This is a genomic window from Streptomyces griseicoloratus (assembly GCF_014534645.1).
GTDB lineage: Bacteria > Actinomycetota > Actinomycetes > Streptomycetales > Streptomycetaceae > Streptomyces > Streptomyces griseicoloratus.
This window is the reverse complement of the sequence record NZ_JACVQF010000200.1, coordinates 300,046-318,631: the sequence shown is the minus strand read 5'-3', so window position 1 is coordinate 318,631 and position 18,586 is coordinate 300,046. Positions and strand designations below refer to the sequence as shown.

Here is an 18,586-nt window from a genome sequence, read left to right as displayed (position 1 = left end):
TGGTTCTGTGCGTGATCGACGCCGCCGACCGGCCCGCCGACGTCTCAACGGGAGGGAGTGCACGATGACCGCCGTCCTCGCCATCGACCAGGGCACCTCCGGCACCAAGGCCCTCGTCGTCGACGACGACGAGGGAACCGTCGCCGTCGCGGAGGAGACCGTCCGCCCCACCTACCTCACCGGGGGAGGCGTCGAACAGGACCCGTACGAACTGCTCGACTCCGTCCTCGGCGCCGGCCGCCGCGCCCTGAGCGCGGCGGGCCGTCCGGTCGCGGGCGTCGCCCTGGCCAACCAGGGCGAGACGGTCCTGGCCTGGGACCCGGCCACCGGAAGACCCCTGACACCGGCGATCGTGTGGCAGGACAGGCGCGCGGAGACCATCTGCCGGGAACTCGCCGACGACGCCCAGGACATCGCCCGGCGCACCGGACTCGTCCTCGACCCGTACTTCTCCGCGCCCAAGATGGCCTGGCTGCGCCGGAATCTCACCCGCGACGGAGTGGTGACCACCACCGACACATGGCTGGTGCACCACCTGACGGGCGAGTTCGTCACCGACGCCGCCACCGCCAGCCGCTCGCTGCTCCTGGACCTGGACACCGCCGCCTGGGACCCGGAGCTCGCGGACCTGTTCGGACTCGGCGCGGAGCGGCTGCCCCGCATCGCCGCCTGCGACGAGATCGTGGGCACCACCCGGGCGTTCGGCCGCGAGACGCCGGTGGCCGGGCTGGTCGTCGACCAGCAGGCGGCCCTGGTCGCGGAGGGCTGCCTGGAACAGGGCACCGCCAAGTGCACGTACGGCACCGGTGCGTTCCTGCTGGCGAACACCGGTCTGAACCCTGTGCGCTCCAGCGCCGGACTGACGACCTCGGTGGCCTGGCAGGCGGCCGGGCAGACCCCCTACTGCGTCGACGGCCAGGTCTACACCGCCGCCTCCGCGGTGCGCTGGCTCCAGGACCTCGGCCTCCTGCACAGCGCCTCCGACCTGGACCGGTCGGCCGCCGCGGACAGCGAAGGCGTCCTGTGCGTACCGGCCCTCGCCGGCCTCGCGGCCCCCTGGTGGGACCCGGAGGCCACCGCGTCCTTCACCGGCATGACCCTCGCCACCCGCCGCGGACACCTAGTTCTGGCCGTGCTCCAGGGCATCGCCGCGCAGGTCGCCGAGCTGGGCGCACGGGTCGCCCACGACCTCGGCCGCCCCCTGACCCGGCTGCGCGCGGACGGCGGGCTGACCCGCTCCGCCGCTCTCATGCAGGCCCAGGCCGACATCGCCCAGATCCCCGTCGACGTCTACCCCCACGCCCACGCCACCGCCCTGGGCGCGGCAGCCCTGGCCCGCTGCGCCCTCGACCCCACGCTCGGGCTGAAAGAGGCGGTCGGCGACTGGCAGCCGGCCGCCGTTCACGAACCCCGCTGGTCCAAGGACAGGGCCGAGGAGTTCCGAGCCAGGTGGGCGAAGGCCGCCGCGGCCCGCGTCACCGAGGGGGCGCACTCATGACCGCCGGCCCCGGACGACCGGACCAGGGCGTCTTCGACGTCGCCGTGATCGGCGCGGGCATCGTCGGGGCGGCGATCGCACGCGAACTGTCCGGCTGCGACGTCTCCGTGGCGCTCCTCGAAGCCCGCGACGACGTGGGCGACGGAACGAGCAAGGCCAACACCGCGATCCTCCACACCGGCTTCGACGCCCGGCCCGGCACCCTCGAATCCCGGCTCGTCGCCCGCGGACACCACCTGCTCAACGCCTACGCCGAAGCCACCGGCATCCCCGTCGAACACACCGGCGCCGTGCTGGTGGCCTGGAACGACGAAGAACTCCGGGCCCTGCCCGGCCTGAAGGACAAGGCCGAGGCCAACGGCTACGGGCTCTGCCGCGTCATCGGACCCGAGGAGGTCTACCGCGACCTGCCCGACCTCGCGGAGGGCGTGCTGGGCGGACTGACCGTCCCCGGCGAGTCCATCATCTGCACCTGGACCACCAACCTCGCCCTGGCCACCGACGCCCGGCAGCGCGGCACCACCCTCCTCCTCAACCACCGGGTCACCGCCGTCGAGCAAGGGGAGGGGACGACCACCCTGCACACGTCGGCCGGTGACGTACGGGCCCGCTGGACCGTCAACGCCGCCGGCCTCGGAGCCGACCGCATCGACCGCCTCTTCGGCCACGACCGTTTCACCGTCACACCCCGCCGGGGCGAGCTGCTGGTCTTCGACAAACTCGCCCGGCCCCTGGCCGACAGGATCGTCCTTCCGGTGCCGACCTCCCGCGGCAAGGGCGTCCTGATCGCCCCGACCGTCTACGGCAACGTCATGCTCGGTCCGACCGCCGAGGACCTCACCGACCGCACCGACACCGCCACCTCCGAAGACGGCTACGAGTTCCTCCTCGCCAAGGGCGAACGCCTCATGCCGTGTCTGACGGCCGAGGAGGTCACCGCCGGCTACGCGGGCCTGCGCGCCGCGACCGACCACCCCGACTACCTCATCGAGGCCGACCCGCACCGGCGCTACCTCCTCGCCGGCGGCATCCGGTCCACCGGCCTGAGCGCGGGACTCGCCATCGCCGAACACGCCCGCGCCCTCCTGGAGGAGGCCGGCCTCGCCCTGACCGCCCGCGACGACCTGCCCGACCCCCCGCGGATGCCCAACATCGGAGAAGCCTTCCCGCGCCCCTACCAGGACGCCGGCCTCATCGCCCGCGACCCCGCCTACGGCACCATCGTCTGCTTCTGCGAACGGGTCACCGAGGGCGAGATCCGCGACGCCTGCCACGCCCCCGTGCCCGCGCGCAGCCTGGAGGGACTGCGCCGGCGCACCCGCGCCATGAACGGCCGCTGCCAGGGCTCCCTGTGCGGCGCGACCGTCGCGGCCCTGCGCGAACGGCACCACGCCCACGACGTCTGCAGCAGCCGGCCGAAGGACCGCCCATGACCCAGCCGCCCCTGATCACGCCCGACGTCCTCGTCATCGGCGGCGGACCCGCGGGCCTGACCGCCGCCACCGAACTCGCCCGACTCGGCGCCGGACACGTCCTGGTCGTCGACCGGGAGGAGACCGCCGGCGGCATCCCACGCCACAGCGACCACACCGGCTACGGTCTGCGCGACCTGCGCCGTGTCATGTCCGGCCCCGCCTACGCCCGCCACCTGGTCCGGCAGGCCACCCGGGCCGGGGCGGAGATCCGCACCCGCACCATGGTCACCGGCTGGGCCGGCGACCGCACCGTCGACATCACCGGCCCTGAGGGCCGCCGGCAGATCCGCGCGCGCTGCGTGGTCCTCGCCACCGGCGCCCGGGAACGGCCCCGTGCCGCACGCCGCATCCCCGGCGACCGCCCCCAGGGCGTCTACACCACCGGCCTGCTCCAGAACCTCGTCCACCTCCACCACCGGCCCGTCGGCGAACGGGCCGTCATCGTCGGCGCCGAACCCGTCAGCTGGTCCGCGGCCGTCACCCTCCGCGCGGCCGGCTGCACCCCCGCGCTCATGATCAGCCGTTACCCGAAAGCGGAGTCCCACGCAGCCCTCACCGCGGCCGGACGCGCCCTGCTGCGCGTCCCCGTCGCCACCCGCACCCGCATCACCCGCGTCCTCGGCAAAGGCCGCTGCCAGGCCGTCGAGATCGAACACCTCGACACCGGCCGCCGCCGCACCGTCGCCTGCGACACCGTCGTCTTCACCGGCGACTGGGTCCCCGACCACGAACTCGCCCGCACCGCCGGCATCACCCTCGACCCGGGCACCCTCGGCCCCCTGACCGACACCGCGCTGCGCACCAGCCGGCCCGGCGTCTTCGCCGCCGGAAACCTGCTGCACCCGGTCGACACCGCCGACGTGGCCGCCCTCGACGGCAGACACGTCGCCCGGCACGTCATGGCCCACCTGAACGGCGGCGGACAGCCGGCCGGCGGCGTCCGTCTCCTCGCCGACGCCCCCTTCCGCTGGGTCGCCCCGCAGATCCTGCGCCCCGGTGACCCGGCGCCCCCACGAGGCCGCCTGCTGCTGTGGACGGAGGAGTTCGTCCGCTTCCCCGTCGTGACCGTCCGCCAGGACGGACGGATCCTCACCCGGCGCACACTCGCCCGGCCCGCGGCCCCCGGCCGTGTCTTCCGCGTCCCCTTTGGCCTGCTCCGGGGAGTGTCGGCCACCGCGGGCCCCGTCCACATCGGCCTGGACTAGCCGGACCGCGGCCTTCGAGGAACCGACTCGAGGCACGGGTCCCGGCCGGTGGCCGACCGCCGGGGCGGCGGAGGGGCACTCACCGGTCGTCTAGGGTGTGCACATGTTGCTACGACGCCTCTCCATATCCGTCGGACTCAGCAGACCGGAAGCCGTGCCGGCCAGGGCAGTTGAGGTTCCGTCTGCTCGCGGAGGACGCCGGTGAACAGGCCGCTGAGGGCTGTGGCGATCTTCTGCGGGCTGCTGATGCTCGGTCTGCTGCTGCGTGCGAACTGGCTGCAGCACTTCAAGGCCCCGGAACTCGCCACCGACCAGAACAACCGACGGGTCCAGATCGAGCGGTTCGCCGCTCCCCGCGGGGACATCATCGTGGGCGGCCGGGCCGTCACCGGCTCCGCCGAAGCCCCGAGCACCGACCTCAAGTACAAGCGGACCTACGTCGACGGGCCCATGTACGCGCCCGTGACGGGGTACGCGTCGCAGGCACAGGGCATGACCCTGCTGGAGCGGACGTACGATGGCATCCTGACCGGGCAGGACGACCGGCTGGCCTTCCAGCGGTTCGCCGACGTCGTCACCGGAGAGGGGCGGCGTCCCGGGTCGGTGGTCACGACCATCGACCCGAAGGCGCAGAAGGCCGCCTACGACGGGCTGACCGATCTGAAGGGTGCGCGGGGCGCCGTGGTCGCCCTGGACCCGCGGACGGGGAAGGTGCTGGCCCTGGTGACGGCCCCCTCCTACGACCCGTCGGTGTTCGCCGGCAACACGTTCAAGGAGTCCGACAAGTTCGTCGCGCTCGACAAGGACAAGCGCAAGCCGCTGGCCAACCGCGCCCTGCGCGAGACGTACCCTCCGGGGTCGACCTTCAAGATCCTCACCGCGGCGGCGGCGCTGGAGCACGGGATCGTCACCGACATCGACGCACCCTCGGACGCCGTCTCCCCCTACCCCCTGCCGCAGTCCACCAACAGGATCGGCAGTGAGGCCGGCGACGCGATCTGCGGCAAGGCGTCGATGAAGACGGCCATGCAGTACTCGTGCAACAACGTCTTCCTCGACGCGGCGGCCAAACTCGGTCAGGAGAAGCTGCGGGAGACGGCCGAGAAGTTCGGCTTCAACGAGGACGTCTACTCCGACGACTTCGGCGACCTGCTCGCCACCAAGAGCCTCTACCCGGACAACCTCGACAAGCCGGGTACGGCGCTGACCGGTATGGGACAGGGCAGCCTCACCAGCACGCCCATGCAGATGGCCATGGTCACCGCCGCGCTGGCCAACGACGGCAAGCTGATGCAGCCCTACATCGTCGACGAGGTCCGCGGCCCGGACCTCAGCACCCTGGACAAGACGCAGCCCGCGATGATGAGCCAGGCGGTCTCCGCCGCCACCGCTCAGAAGGTCCAGCAGATGATGGAGTTCACCGCCAAGGAGGGCAGCGCCCGCCGGGCCCAGATCGACGGCATCACGGTCGGCGGCAAGACCGGTACCGCGCAGCGCGGCGTCGACGTGGCCCAGCAGGTGCCGTACGGCTGGTTCGTCTCCTACGGCAAGAAGCAGGACGGATCCTCCGTCGCCGTGGCCGTCTTCATCGACCCGACCGACATGGACATCTCGCGCGAGGACATCTCCGGTGGCCGCCTCGGAGCGCCCATCGCACGCAGTGTCATGCAGGCGGTCCTGCAGCGTTAGGGACCGGCCGGGTGCCCGTCCGCTCCGTCCGCACGCGCACGGAGCGGACGGGCACCTCAGTCCTCCTCGTCGGAACCGCCGAGTTCCGATTCGAGTGTCCGCATCCTCTCCGCGGGACAGGCCCTGCGCAGATGCCCGATCGCCTCGTGCACCGACAGCGCGTCGTAGTCGGAGGGGATGAGCCCCCGGGAGAGCAGCACGTTGAAGACCCAGTGCACGCCCGCGTCGCCGGCGCGCCAGACCGCCTTCGCGGCCTCCTGCTTCACCTGCGGCGCCGAGGCGTGGCCGAGGATGTCGGCGATGCTGGTGAGGTTCACCGCGTTCTCGCCGGTGAAGATCTGCAGGCACTGGACGACGACCCTGTCGTCGGGGTGGTGGAGGAAGGCGTCGATCCAGCCGGTCCTCAGCAGCCGCCCCGGATCCTCGTCGGCGTCGACGTACGCCCGGTACTCGGCGTCGTCCGGCCAGAGGTAGGGCAGCGGCCGCCGGCCGAGGAACTCGCCGACGTCGACGCGCCAGGGCACGCGTACGGGCCTCTCGCGCCACAGGTCGCCTGCCCAGCCCTTGCCGGAGAGCGTGACCATCCCGTCGCTGTCGGGCCCGTCCCGCACCGTGCTCCACCGCCGCTCCTCCGGCTCGTGCGCCGGTGGCGGCGTGGGTGTTCTCCCGGCCGGTTTCCTCCGGAAGCGTTCGAACAGCATCGCGATCTCCCCTTTCGGCCCTGACGGCCTCGCGTGTTCACGCCCCGACGTGGATGTGGGCCGCCCACAGGAACGGATTTCCCGCACGGGTGACGGGACCCGGCAGGTCGTGCCCGTCGCGCACGGCGACGAGGGCGCGGTGCAGCGCGTGCGCCGCGCGACGGGTGTCGAGGCCGCCCTCCGCGGTGCGCAGGTGGGCGTAGAAGCGGTCGGCGATGGTGACGCAGAGCCGGTCGTCGACCTCCCAGAGGGTGCCGACGACCTGCGGGAAGCCGGCGATCTGGAACGCCGAGGCGAGGTGGATGGCCTCGTCGAGGAAGGCCCCGTGGACGACGGAGGCGGTGCGGCAGGCCGAGAGATAGGCGAGTTGGGCGTGGTCGAGGACGACCGGAGCGAGGGCGGCGACGGTGAGCGGGTCGCGCTCGTGGTCCTGGAGCAGCAGGCGGCTGAGGGACGGGTCCGTGGCGTCGCTGTGCCCGTGGCAGGCGAAGTGCGCGACGGGACAGTCCCGCAGCCGTGTCAGCACCTCTGCCTTGACCGGCACCGCCGGGTCCTCACCGCCGTCGAGGACCACGAGCCCGGGCAGATGCCCGCGCAGCGCGGCCACCTCGTCGCTCGCGTGGTGCAGGCGGCCGCCACCGGGCAGCCCGGGGGTGACGGGCATCGCGACGCCCAGGGCGCGGGGGATGCCGGCCGGTGACGGGTCCGCGGCGGGGACGCGCCGGCGGGCGTGGTGGAGCGCACGGACGCTGGGCGTGTACGAGGAGACCACCCGGTCCATCACCGTCCGCGGCGCGTCGCTGTCCGCGGCCCCGGTCCGGTGCCCGGCGGCGTGCAGCGGCAGCAGGCTGAGCAGGCCGCTCGGCACCCACCACAGCCGTGGCCAGGTCCCCGCCTCACCGGCCGGCCGGTGCCGAAGGCCCAGCCGGTCCAGGACCGGTCCGGCTGCCGCGTCCCACAGCCACTCCAGTACCTCACGCAGGCGTGCCTGGGCGGCGCGCCGCTCGGTGCCGTCGCCGCCCGCCACCGCCGCGTGCAGGGCGCCGAGGAAGGCGTCCGTCCGGGCGGTCACGCTCTCGAAACCGAGCGCGGGGAGCGGGAGCGCGGACACGCCGTCGCGGGTGAGCAGGAGCGCGTGACTGCCGTAGGTGCTGACGTTGAGCACCGCCAGCGGGCCGTGCTCCGCCACGCTCACCAGGTCCTCCTCGGCGGGCGGCAGGCCGAAGGAGGCGAATCCGTCCTTGCCGCGGATCTCGGCGAGCGTGGCGGCGAACTCGGCGGCGAGCGCGGGCCTGTTCGCCGCGGCGCGCGCGTGCGGCACTCCGGCGTGCGCTCCCGGCGCCGGGGCCGCGCAGTGGCCGGGCAGCGAGGATCCGCCCTCGGCGGGCGACGGTACGAGGAGTCCGGGTGTGGGCTGGTCGAGCAGGTCGCGCAGGCGGAGGAAGCGGTCGGCGAGTCCGGGGTGCCGCCCGCGGAGTTCCGACAGATCGTCCCGGGCTTCGAGGGCCTGGCCGATCAGGACGGTCCGCCCCGCCTCCAGCAGGCGCAGTGCGCGCGCGGCCGGGTCCGGGCCGCTGCCGGCCCGGTGTGCGGCGGCGAGGACGAGGGCCGCGGCGTCGCTCGCCAGCCGGCGGGCCTCGCCGAGCGCGTGCTGCTGGTCGCCGCGTGCGAGGCGGCGGGGGCTGACCTGCGGGAGCAGCAGCACCGCGGCTTCGAGGAGGTCCGCGGCCCGGGCCGGGTCCGTCGGGGCGACGAGATCGGCCGCTGCCCGTGCCGCGCCGATGCGATGGGAGGCGGGTGCGGAATCGGCACCAGCCGCCTCCGTGAGGGCGGCGACGGCCGCGTCGAGGTCGGCCGGGTCTCCGAAGCGTTCGTACCTGGTCCTGAGCGCGACGCCGTGGTTGCCGAGGACCTTCGAGCGCTCGGGATGGTGGGCGGGAGCCAGCGTCACACCGTCCCGGCCGACGGCGACGGCCTCGTCCAGGTCCGCTCTCCGGCCGGTCCGCCGGAACCGCAGGGTGAGGGCGTAGGAGAGATTCGACAGGTAGCGCGGGAGTTCGGTGTCGCGCCAGGAGGTGCTGCGGACGGCGCGGGAGGCCGCGTCGACGGCGTCGTCGATGTCGGACGTCGCGTCGGTCCGCCGGAAACGCGTGACCAGCGCGGCCGCGAGGTTGGCCAGGGGCACCGCCGACTCGTCCTCGTGGACGGCGGACTCCACCGCCTCGCGGCAGAACCGGACCGCTTCGTCCAGGTCGGACTCGTCGTGCGTGCGCTCGTGACGGCTCCACAGCAGCATGCCGAGGAACGCGAGCGCACGCGCCCGGTCCGCGGGCGCGCCGGAGGCGGCCGCCAGGCCCGCCCGGGAGAGGGCGATCGCCTCTTCCAGGTCGTCCGTAGAGGCGGTGTCCCGGAACCGTACGAACAGTGCCTCCGCCAGGGCCACGCCGTGCCGTACCGCGCCGAGGGTGCCCTCGGGGAAGAGCGTGACGGCGTCGCGGCCGACGGTGATCGCCTCGTCCAGGTCGGCCAGGCCGCCCGCTTGCTGGAAGCGGCTCTGGAGGGCGTGGAGGAGGGTCGTGCGGTAGGCACCCGTGACCTCGGGCCGGGCGGGGGAGGACGCCGCGGCGGCGGCGCGGGCGAGGGCGACCGCCTCGTCGAGGAAGGCCGTGCTGCGGCTCTGCATGGACACCATGGCCAGGGCGTTCACCAGGTGGGCGAGGTATCCCGGGCCCTCCGGGTCGCTGTGGGGTGTCACGGCGACCGCCTCGCGGCCCAGGGCGAGCGCCTCCTCGATGTCCGCGTCGGCACCGCCCTGTTCGTAACGGAGTACCAGCCGGTTCGCGAGATTGACCAGGAACGGTGCCCGCGCCGCGGGGTGACCCGGTGTCAGGGCGAGGGCCTGGCGCGCCAGCGCGATCGACTCGTCCAGGTCCGCGTGTGCACCGTACCGTTCGTACCGCAGATGCAGGGCGTTGCCCAGACTGGTCAGGCAGGCGAGCTGGTGGGCGTGGCCGGCCGGTCCCGCCCCGACGGCTCGCCGGGCGAGGGCGACGGCCTCCTCCAGGACCTGGGGCCGGCCGGTGCGGTGGTAGAGCGAGACCAGCCGGCCGCTGAGGTTGCTCAGGCTCCCCTTGCGCCCGCCGGACCCGGGCCGGCTCACGGCGAGCGCCGTGCGTTCCAGGTCGATCGACTCCTCCAGGTCCGCCATGGACCCCGTCCACTGGAATCGCCGGTGCAGCGCCGAGCCCAGGTTCGTCAGCGCGGCCTCGACGTCGAACGGGCCGGCGGGCGGGAGCGTGACGGCCCTGCGGCCCAGTGCGACGGCCTCTTCCAGATCGGCGGGCTCCCCGGTCCGGCCGAAGCGCTCCGCCAGGACGGCACCGAGGGCCGCGAGGAAGCCGGCGTTCGCGGGTTCCAGGGCCACGGCCTCGCGCCCGGCGGCGACCGCGTCGTCGAGATCGGCCGGCCCGGCGCCGGTCAGCTCGCTGCGCGCGTGCAGCGCGGCTTGCAGGTCGTACAGGACGCTCGCCCGGTCCTCGTGCCGCCGGGGCATGCGCGCCACCGCCGTGCGGTAGGCGCCGACGGCCTCCTCCAGGTCGTCCGTGGCGCCGGTCCGGTGGAACCTCTCCCACGCCTCGCTCCCGCGCCGGGACCAGAACTCCGCTTCTTTTCGATCGTGACCGCCGGTGAACGAATTCCACCGCATCCGGTACCTCGTTTCCGAATACCCCTGCCACACTGCACAGTTGGAGCCACAGGTGTGCTGCATCACTATAGGGAGGGCGCGTGAGGGACCTCGACCAGACGACCGTTCGCAGAGCGAACGCCGTGGCGTACGTCTGCCAGAACCTGGAGCCGCTCCGCGCCCAGCTCCTCGACGGGCAGCTCGGCGACGACGCGCCCCTGGAGCGGGTCGTGGCGGCCGTGCGCTCGGGCGGCGACGTCGACGGGGCACTGGAGGACCTGCACCTGCTGCTCCAGGCGGACGGCGACGCCCGGGGCGTTCACGGGCTCCACGACGCGCCGGGCTCCTCCCGCGGCCTCACGGGCGGTGAGCCGCCCGGCGGCCCCGGACCGCACCAGGTGACCGGTCTGTCCCGCGGCGGGGCGCCGGGGCCGGCCGACATCGTCTACCTGTGCCCGGCGCGCCGGTGCGCGCGCTTCTGGGCTCCGCACCCCACCATGCCCCTGGCACGCTGCGCCATCACCGGCCGACCGCTGCGACGGGACCGTCTGTGACCATGGGCGGCCTGCTCTCGGAACTCGGGAAGAAGCTCGCCGAACGCTGGCTGTCCCTCCTCGTCCTGCCGGGCGCCCTCTACCTCGCCGTCCTGGGCACGGCGGTGCTGCTCGGCCACGGCCACCCCTTCGACCTGAACCACCTCACCCACCGGATCTCCGCGACGGCCGAAGCCCGTACGCTGCGCACCACCGGCGGCCAGATCGTGGTCCTCGGCGCCGTCCTGGCCTCGTCGGCCGGGGTGGGGCTGGCCGCGCAGGCGCTGGGGTCACTCGTCGAACGCGGGTGCCTGGCAGCCGCCTGGCGCACCTGGCCACGCCCGCTGCGTGCCCTGGCCCAACTGCGCGTCGACCGCCGCCGGGACCGCTGGACGACGGCTGCCGGCCGCTACGACCGGCTGACGGCCCAGGCCCGGGCGGCCCGCGGCCGCGGCGAGCGCAGCGATCCGGCCGAGCGGTGGGCGGCCCACCTCGCCATGACCAGAATCGCGGCGGAGCGCCCCGACCGGCCCACCTGGAGCGGCGACCGCATCCACGGCGTCTCCGCCCGCCTGGACCGGGTGCACCAGCTCGACCTTGCCACGGTGTGGCCGTACCTGTGGCTCACCCTGCCCGACACCACCCGCACGGAGATCACCGCGGCACGTCAGTCGCTGTACCGCGGCAACACGCTCACCGCGTGGGCCCTGCTGTACCTTCCGGTCGCCGGATGGTGGTGGCCCGCCGTCCTGATCGGCCTCGCCCTGCTGCTCGCCGGCCGGTCCCGCACCCGTGCGGCGGCCGACGACTACGCCCTGCTGCTGGAGGCCGCGGTCCGGCTCCACGGCGGTGAACTCGCCGTCCGCCTCGGCCTGACCCCCGCATCCCCGACGACCGCGAGCAGGCTGCACACCGCCACCCTGCCGGGTCCCGCCCCGTCGCCGGACGGCGTGGACGGCACCGCGCCGACACCGCTCACCCCGGACCTCGGTGACGCTCTCACCCGCGCGTTGTACATACCTCCTCCCGCTCCACCGCCGGATTCCCTGTGAGCCCCCGCAGCAAGGAGCAAGCCCCATGGTGACGAGATGGACGCGGCAACTGCTCGACGAGGCGACCGCCCTCACGACGGAGAAACGCTACCGATCGGCTCTGGGACGTCTGCTGATGGTCCTCGATGTCTACCCCGGCCTGCCGGAGGTGCAGCGGCTGGCCGGCGAGTTGATCTACATCGGGGCACGGACGACGAGTGAGGCCGCTCCCGAGGAACAGCTCGGCCCCAGGCAGCTGTTCGACACCCGCCTGAACGCGGTCTTCTGCGCCTGCGAGGCACCGGGGTGCGGTGTGTCCTGGGTGAGCGCCCACCACCTGCTGGGCGACCACGGCGGTGGCGTATCGATCAGCAACCCGATGGGCGGACGCTGCGACGTCTGCGCCGTCACCGTCTGCAGGAGACATGCGCGACCCGCCGCCCTCGGCCTCGGCTGCCCGCGCTGCGGCCGGCACCTGGACCCGGTCCCCGCGCCCAACGGACGCCGGCACTCCGCCCAGACCGAACGCCTCAACAAGCCGCTGGTCCATGTGATCGTGCTGGTGGAGGGGAAGAGGCCGCCGTCGCCGGACTTCATGACCGGGCTCTGCGACAGCGTGATGCCCGACGTCTTCGAGGACAGCCCCCGCATCACCGGCAACTGCTCCCGCAGGTTCCGCGGGGACGAGGGCCGGACCGAGGCCGTCTTCCACGCGGGGGCGCTCGAGCCCGCCTACCTCACGGACGACTACGACCTTCGGATCCACCCCGGCAGACAGGCCGGCCGGCGGGGGCAGCGATGGGTGATCGCCAAGGTCTTCGAGAACCGCCCCAAACACGTGGACCCGGACAATCCCGCGCCACAGCACTGACCGGCACCGGCCCCTTCCCCCACGGCCGTCGTGCAGTGACCCCTAGCCGGTCTGGCGGTCCAGGACGCGGCGGGCGGCCTCGGCCTCCGCGGACGGCGGGGACAACTCGTCGAGAGTGTCGAGTTCGTCGTCCGTCGCCAGTTCCCGTTCCCATGCCTGCGCGAGCCGCTCCTGCTCCTCGCGCGGCTTGGCGCGGACGGCCTCCCGGTGGTCCGGGCCCAGGGCCGCCAGGAATCGTCCGACCGGGTCCGTCGGCATGCCGTGCTCCTTGTCGCCGGAAGGGTGGGTGCCGTTTCTTGTCCAGCATGGCCAGTACGGCCGCCTCCGGCCGCCCGACACGGCCGGAGGCCACCCCGATGGCCCTGCGCGTGCCCGCCCGGCCCGGTCTCAGGCACGGATCCCGTCGCAGGCGATGTGCAGATGCCGCGGCCCGCGCAGCACGGCGTTCCGCCGGTACGGCGGCGGGTCCTCCAGCAGACGTGGGTTCTCCAGCCTCCGGGCCAGTTCCGACAGGGCCAGCTGGGCCTCCAGCCGGGCGAGCGGTGCGCCGAAGCAGCTGTGGATGCCGCTGCCGAAGCCGAGGTGCTGGATGTCCTCGCGGTCCGGGTCGAAGCGGTCCGGGTCGCCGAAGCGCCGGGGGTCGCGGTTGCCGGACGCCAGGACCAGCCAGAGGGACGCGCCCTTGGGGATGTTCACGCCGTGGACCTCGACGTCGGCGAGAGTGGTGCGCTGGGGCAGCAGTTGCACCGGCGGCTCGAAGCGCAGCAGCTCCTCGACGACCGGCACGGCCAGCCGCGGGTCCGCGCGCAGTCGCTGCAGGACCTCCGGGTGGCGCAGCAGGGTCAGCATTCCGTTGGTGACGAGGTTGACGGTGGTCTCGTGCCCCGCGATCAGCAGCAGCGCCGCCGTGCTGAGCAGTTCCATCGTGCTCATCGTGCCGTCCGGGCCCTTGGCCGTGGCCAGCTCGGAGAGCATGTCGTCGCCGGGATTCCTGCGGCGCTCCTCGATCAGACCGGCCAGGTACATGCCGAGCTGCGTACGGGCGTCGTGGGCGCCCCTGCCCCGCTCGGCGGGATCCGCGTCCGGGTCGGGGTCCAGGCTCGCGGCGATGGTGTCCGCCCAGGTGTGGAAGCGCGCCTCGTCCTCGCGCGGCACCCCGAGCAGCCGGCAGATCACGGTCACCGGGAACGGGTACGAGAACTGCTCCACCAGGTCGATCCGCCCCGGGTCGCCGATGCCGTCGACGAGGCCGGAGACGATGCCGTGCAGCTCCGCGCGCATCCCGTCGACCCGGTGCGGGGAGTGCGGCGGGCCGAAGTGCCGGTTCGTCATGCGGCGCAGCCGGTCGTGCTCGGGCGGGTCGAGCCGCAGGAAGCTCGGCGGCAGGGCCATGTCCTCCTGGTCGGGCCCGGCCAGCGGGTCACGGGTGGCCGAGGACAGGTTGCGGGCGTCGGAGCTGATCCGGGGATCGTGGAGGAGACTGCGGATCTCGTAGTAGGTGCTGATGACGTACGGCCCGTCGTCCTCGTGGTACACCGGCGTCTTCCGCAGCTCCTCGTAGACCGGGTACGGATCGGCTCGGTTGGCGAAGTCCAGGATGCGGTGCAGCGGGGATTGCGTCATGGCGAGTCCTCGGGGCCGTGCGGGGGTCAGTGCGCGGGGGTGAACGTCATCCGCCGGTCGGCCGGCGAGTACCCGCTGAGGGTCACGGTGGGACCGTGGGTGGGGACCGACGGGTCGGGGAAGTCCGCGTCGACCGGCCGCTGCCCGTCCGAGCGCCGGTCGACCGTGGGGAACGGCGGCGGAAACGGCGCGGTCCTCTCGATCAGCTCCTGGTAGAACGGCAGCCACCGGGCCTGGTCGAAGGCGACCGCGCCGATGACACGCCCCTGGTACCCGTACACGCCGACGAAGCGGTGCTCCTTCAGCGACCCCTGCGCGACGAGGATCTCCGTCCCCAGCGACGGAGCCCCGACCGACTTGATGTTGACCCCGAACTGCGCGGACCAGAAGGCCGGTACGTCCATGTGGGGGAGCCGGTCGGTGCTCTCGCTGAGCATGTTGTGTGCCGCGATCCCGGCCTGGGAGACGGCGTTGCCCCAGTGCTCCAGGGACAGGAACTGGTAGCCGAACAGGGGGTGCGGGCAGCGGGCGACATCGCCCGCCGCGTAGACGTCGTCGGTCACGATGCCACGGATGTCGAAGGCCCGGCAGCCGGCGTCACAGGCGATGCCGCGGGGACCCGCCGCCAGTCCGGACCCGGCGAGCCATTCGGTGTTGCGGGTGGCGCCCAGCGAGACGATCACCACGTCGGCCTCCACGGTGGAGCCGTCGGACAGCTGCGCGGCGCGCACCCGCCCCGAGGCATCACCCTCCAGCGCGGTCACCATGACCCCGCACCGCAGGTCCACGCCGTGCTCGCGCTGGAGTTCGGCGGCGACCGCGCCGACCACCCCGCCGAGTGCGCCGACCAGGGGCGACGCGCCCCGCTCGGCGACGGTGACGGCGAGGCCGCGTTCGCAGCAGGCGGAGGCGATCTCCGAGCCGGTGAAGCCGGCCCCGATGACCAGGACCCGCCTCGGCCCCTCGGCCAGCCTGCGCGCGAGCGCGGCGCCGTCGTCGCGGGTCCGCAGCACGAAGACGCCGTCGAGTTCGGCCTGGTCCTCGTGCGGCCACGGCCGCGAGCGCACGCCGGTGGAGATCAGCAGCCGGTCGTACGGCACCTCGTCCCCGTCGGCCAGCCGCACCCGCTTGGCGGCCATGTCCAGTCCGGTGGCCGGGACGCCGAGCCGCCAGTTCGCATCGACGGACCGGCGTCTGGGCAGGGCGGTACGGTCGGCGCTCGCCCTGCCCAGCAGCACCTGCTTGGACAGCGGCGGGCGGTCGTACGGCTCGTGGGGCTCGGCTCCGATCATCGTCAGGGAGCCGGCGAAGCCCTGGTCGCGCAGGGTCTCCGCGGCCCGCAGTCCCGCCAGCGAGGCACCCACGACGACGATGCGCCCCTCGCGCCTGAACCGTTCCAGGGAACCGTCACCGAGCACCGGACACCGCCTCGGCCGGTGCGTCCACCGTGTCGACGAGGATGGCCTGCACGGGACATGCCGCCGCGGCCTGCATCACCTTCTCGCGCTGTTCCTCGTCGGCCTCCGGGCTGTACAGCAACGACTCCTCGCCGTGCATGGCGAAGACCTCGGGTGCCAGGAAGGCGCACTGCGCGTACCCCTGACAGCGGTTCAGGTCGACGGCGATCCTCAGCAAGGGATCAGTCCTCTCCAACGGCTCGGCCGGCCCCCTCGCACCACCCTCGCTGGCCGCGGGGCGTGCGGCGACGAGGAGGCGTCCGTTCGAGTGGCGGCGTCGTGCTCTTTCGGAGATGGTGGTGCCAGGTAGTCCCAGCACAGGGTTACGGCATCCACATCCCGGAACATCGTGTCCGCCGGTCGAACCACCACGGCGGCGTCTCCACCAAGGCACCGGCACGGACGAGGGAGAGCGCATGCATGTGTTGAGGAACACCGCACTGCCGGCACTGGCCGCAACCGCCGCACTGGCCCTCACGCCCCCGCCGGCGATGTCCGCCGACAACGGCGAGGGCACGGCGGCCGGCGTGGTGTGCGGCACCGACGCCGCCTCGGGACTCGCGGTGTCGGCCGGCCGGGCCGGGGACTGCTCGGCCGCCCTCCAGGTCGCGGGCGCCTACACCCGGGTCTGGAACGACACGGGCGGCGGCGCGGCCGCGACCGTGGACGCCGCCGGCTCCACGTGGAGCTGCGGCGAGCGGCAGGGCTCCCCGAACCCCTACCAGCAGTGCACCGACACCGGCGACAGCAGCCGATGGGTCACCCTGACGTCGTAGCCGGGGCACCCGGCTCCCAGCCCGGAGGTTCTCTCATGATGTCCATCCGTACCCTCGCGGCGGCCGCCTGCGCCGCGACGGTCCTGGGTCTGCCCGCGGCGGCCACGGCTGCGCCGCTGGCCACACCCGCCGACTGCGACGCCGCCCAGGCGGCGGCCGACAGGGCGGAAAGCGAGTTCGAGGCGATGAAGAGCGAGTACCTGGCCCAGATCGCCGACGGCGGCCATCCCGACGCCTCCCAGCGCCAGGCACTCGCGGACGCCGATGTCGCGCGCGCCACGGCCCGCGCCGAGGCCGAGCGCATCTGCAACGCCGTGTGACCAGGACGGTCACGGTCCGACAGGGATGGTCACGGTCTGACCGGGACGGTCACGTGGCCGGCTGGAGGAGCAGGCCGCGGATCTCGTGGGGGATCTGCTCGACAGCCGACTCCACCGTCCCGGGGGAGACCTGCCGGCGTACGACGGCGGTGACGACGGAGGCGATCTCCGGGACGTCCTCGGCCTTGACCTTGGCCTCCTGGGCGAAGCGGTTCACGTAGCCGTCGCGGTCGTACTTGATCGGCACGGCGCTCGGGTTCCAGCCGTCGTAGTAGACGCCCCGCAGCAGTTCCGGAAGCTGTGCGGCGAAGTGGGCGGTCACGTCGACGGTGAGCCTGTCACGGAACGTGTGCAGCCAGGCGCGCAGGACCCGGTGGGCGAAGTGACGGTCCTCCGTTCCCAGGGCCTCCGACACCGCTTTCAGCCAGATGTTCGCGGTATGGATGGCGTGTTCGAAATCGGGTGGGCGTGTGGCGGGCATGGTCTTTCCCTTCTCTGTTCTCGCTGCCCAGCCAGGTTCCATGCCAGGCACGGACGAAACGGCGACGAAACGGCTCCTCATGCCGGTGCCATGTCGGCGGCGTCGCGGTAGCGCAGCAGGACCGCCACCCCGTCCGCCGGGGACACGTGGTCGCCGGGCAGGACGATCAGTTCGGCACCCGTACGGACGGCGGCGTACAACAGGACGGCCGAGGCGGGTTCCGGATGGGCCGACGTCACGCCGAAGGCCGTGAGCTCCTCGTACGACAGCGCGATCCAGGGCGGCTCCTCGGCCGTCCACAGCTCGTCGGGCAGTGCGGGGGAGCGGGTGAGCAGCAGGGACCGGGCCTGGGCGCGCTGCAGTGCGGTGACGGCAGCCGTGATGCCTTCCGACCTGTGGGGGTGGCGGGCCCGCTGGGCCTGGAAGGTGTCCACCTGGCGCTGGTCCTCGTCGCTCAGCCGCCGCTCCAGGACCCGGCCCGCTTCCGCTTCCAGCAGGGCGCGGCCGGGTGCCGTGCCGTCCGCCGCACCACTGTCGCTGTCGACGAGCGCCACGCGGTTGTGCAGATGGATCGGCATCCGGTTGACCAGCACTCCGGCCGCCCAGCCGTCGTCCTCGTGCCGGCCCAGGACGAGCACCTCGGTCCGGTGACGAGCGGCGAGGTCGCCCAGTTCCTGTGCGATGCGCCGGGCCGTCTGCGGCCATTCGTCCACCGGCACCTGGTGGCTGAGCCGCGGACCCGGACTGACCCGGGCGAGCGGCCAGTGACCCGTCTCGGCGATGGCGCAGATGTGGTCCGGTGGCCGGTCCTCGCCCGGCTCGTCGTCACGGGGCGCACGCTCGTCGTGGAACAGCAGGACGGCCATGTACGGGATGTCGGGCGCGCGCTGCACGGCCGGCGGCATGGCGTCCGGGAGCGCGCCGAACCGGGCCGTGTCCCGTGCGGGAGGCTCGGGCAGCGCCGCCGCCAGGACGAGGCGGCCGTGCGCGGCGAACAGGGCCTGCCCGTGCCGGCCGGGCACCTCGTGGTCGGTTCCCACCGCGGCGTCCAGCGCGGAGACGGTGCCGGCGTCGGCGCCCTGCTCGAACAGGGCGTCCCGCAGGTGTCGCCGGCGCAGGTCGATCGCCCTGCCGGGATCGTCGACGTCCTGGGACGTGTCGACGCACACGCTGGCCCAGGGGCCCGGCTCGGCGAACAGAGGGTCCAGGAACGAGAGTTTCATCGTCGTGTGCTCCGGTCA

The 18,586-nt window shown here is 73.5% G+C and carries 17 protein-coding genes; 9 read left to right on the top strand and 8 right to left on the bottom strand.

The features are described 5' to 3' along the window. Positions 1-64: 64 nt before the first annotated feature. The 4 genes from H0H10_RS21910 to H0H10_RS21895 all read left to right on the top strand — a co-directional run bounded on the left by H0H10_RS21910 (position 65) and on the right by H0H10_RS21895 (position 5,867). Positions 65-1,498 carry an FGGY family carbohydrate kinase gene (locus H0H10_RS21910; RefSeq protein ID WP_188182725.1) on the top strand — a complete coding sequence of 478 codons (1,434 nt, stop codon included), beginning with the start codon at positions 65-67 and terminating at the stop codon, positions 1,496-1,498. After that, complete coding sequence (locus tag H0H10_RS21905) at positions 1,495-2,931, top strand: NAD(P)/FAD-dependent oxidoreductase (RefSeq protein ID WP_188182724.1); 1,437 nt, start codon at positions 1,495-1,497, stop codon at positions 2,929-2,931. Before H0H10_RS21910 ends, H0H10_RS21905 begins: the two co-directional genes overlap by 4 nt. Continuing rightward, entirely contained in the window at positions 2,928-4,178 is a 1,251-nt protein-coding gene (locus tag H0H10_RS21900) for an NAD(P)/FAD-dependent oxidoreductase (protein ID WP_188182723.1), read from the top strand. Before H0H10_RS21905 ends, H0H10_RS21900 begins: the two co-directional genes overlap by 4 nt. A 201-nt stretch (positions 4,179-4,379) precedes the next feature. After that, complete coding sequence (locus H0H10_RS21895) at positions 4,380-5,867, top strand: peptidoglycan D,D-transpeptidase FtsI family protein (protein ID WP_188182722.1); 1,488 nt, start codon at positions 4,380-4,382, stop codon at positions 5,865-5,867. A 56-nt stretch (positions 5,868-5,923) separates the two neighbouring features. On the opposite strand, the gene H0H10_RS21890 is transcribed toward H0H10_RS21895, so the two are convergent. Together H0H10_RS21890 and H0H10_RS21885 are read right to left on the bottom strand one after the other, a co-directional pair. After that, complete coding sequence (locus H0H10_RS21890; RefSeq protein ID WP_188182721.1) at positions 5,924-6,568, bottom strand: hypothetical protein; 645 nt, start codon at positions 6,566-6,568, stop codon at positions 5,924-5,926. A 37-nt stretch (positions 6,569-6,605) separates the two neighbouring features. Continuing rightward, complete coding sequence (locus H0H10_RS21885; protein ID WP_188182720.1) at positions 6,606-10,274, bottom strand: CHAT domain-containing protein; 3,669 nt, start codon at positions 10,272-10,274, stop codon at positions 6,606-6,608. 80 nt (positions 10,275-10,354) lie between these two features. Between H0H10_RS21885 and H0H10_RS21880 the strand changes: the two genes are divergently transcribed. The 3 genes from H0H10_RS21880 to H0H10_RS21870 are packed head-to-tail and all read left to right on the top strand — an operon-like array spanning position 10,355 to position 12,688. Beyond that, complete coding sequence (locus tag H0H10_RS21880) at positions 10,355-10,807, top strand: hypothetical protein (RefSeq protein WP_188182719.1); 453 nt, start codon at positions 10,355-10,357, stop codon at positions 10,805-10,807. Positions 10,808-10,809: 2 nt separating this feature from the next. Continuing rightward, the gene (locus H0H10_RS21875) at positions 10,810-11,838 is read left to right on the top strand and encodes a hypothetical protein (RefSeq protein ID WP_188182718.1); all 1,029 of its coding nucleotides are present in this window, start codon (positions 10,810-10,812) and stop codon (positions 11,836-11,838) included. Between the two features lie 25 nt (positions 11,839-11,863). Next, positions 11,864-12,688: a hypothetical protein gene (locus H0H10_RS21870; protein WP_188182717.1), complete on the top strand. Its 825-nt coding sequence runs from the start codon at positions 11,864-11,866 to the stop codon at positions 12,686-12,688. A gap of 42 nt (positions 12,689-12,730) precedes the next feature. On the opposite strand, the gene H0H10_RS21865 is transcribed toward H0H10_RS21870, so the two are convergent. From H0H10_RS21865 to H0H10_RS21850, 4 genes are all read right to left on the bottom strand, one after another. Continuing rightward, on the bottom strand, positions 12,731-12,946 hold the full coding sequence (locus tag H0H10_RS21865; RefSeq protein WP_188182716.1) for a hypothetical protein: 216 nt from the start codon (positions 12,944-12,946) through the stop codon (positions 12,731-12,733). A 129-nt stretch (positions 12,947-13,075) separates the two neighbouring features. Then, entirely contained in the window at positions 13,076-14,311 is a 1,236-nt protein-coding gene (locus H0H10_RS21860) for a cytochrome P450 (protein WP_188182715.1), read from the bottom strand. A 26-nt stretch (positions 14,312-14,337) separates the two neighbouring features. After that, on the bottom strand, positions 14,338-15,729 hold the full coding sequence (locus tag H0H10_RS21855) for an NAD(P)/FAD-dependent oxidoreductase (protein ID WP_188182714.1): 1,392 nt from the start codon (positions 15,727-15,729) through the stop codon (positions 14,338-14,340). Then, positions 15,719-15,943 (bottom strand): ferredoxin, encoded by a 225-nt coding sequence (locus tag H0H10_RS21850; protein ID WP_188182961.1) that lies wholly within the window; start codon positions 15,941-15,943, stop codon positions 15,719-15,721. Before H0H10_RS21850 ends, H0H10_RS21855 begins: the two co-directional genes overlap by 11 nt. A gap of 241 nt (positions 15,944-16,184) precedes the next feature. On the opposite strand from H0H10_RS21850, the gene H0H10_RS21845 reads away from it, so the two are divergent. Together H0H10_RS21845 and H0H10_RS21840 are read left to right on the top strand one after the other, a co-directional pair. After that, positions 16,185-16,544 carry a hypothetical protein gene (locus H0H10_RS21845; protein WP_188182713.1) on the top strand — a complete coding sequence of 120 codons (360 nt, stop codon included), beginning with the start codon at positions 16,185-16,187 and terminating at the stop codon, positions 16,542-16,544. A 35-nt stretch (positions 16,545-16,579) separates the two neighbouring features. Beyond that, positions 16,580-16,864, top strand: a complete 285-nt coding sequence (locus H0H10_RS21840; RefSeq protein ID WP_188182712.1) for a hypothetical protein — start codon at positions 16,580-16,582, stop codon at positions 16,862-16,864. Positions 16,865-16,913: 49 nt separating this feature from the next. On the opposite strand, the gene H0H10_RS21835 is transcribed toward H0H10_RS21840, so the two are convergent. Together H0H10_RS21835 and H0H10_RS21830 are read right to left on the bottom strand one after the other, a co-directional pair. Next, positions 16,914-17,345 (bottom strand): DUF2267 domain-containing protein, encoded by a 432-nt coding sequence (locus H0H10_RS21835; RefSeq protein ID WP_188182711.1) that lies wholly within the window; start codon positions 17,343-17,345, stop codon positions 16,914-16,916. A gap of 77 nt (positions 17,346-17,422) precedes the next feature. Further along, entirely contained in the window at positions 17,423-18,568 is a 1,146-nt protein-coding gene (locus tag H0H10_RS21830; RefSeq protein WP_188182710.1) for a baeRF2 domain-containing protein, read from the bottom strand. Between the last annotated feature and the right edge of the window lie 18 nt (positions 18,569-18,586).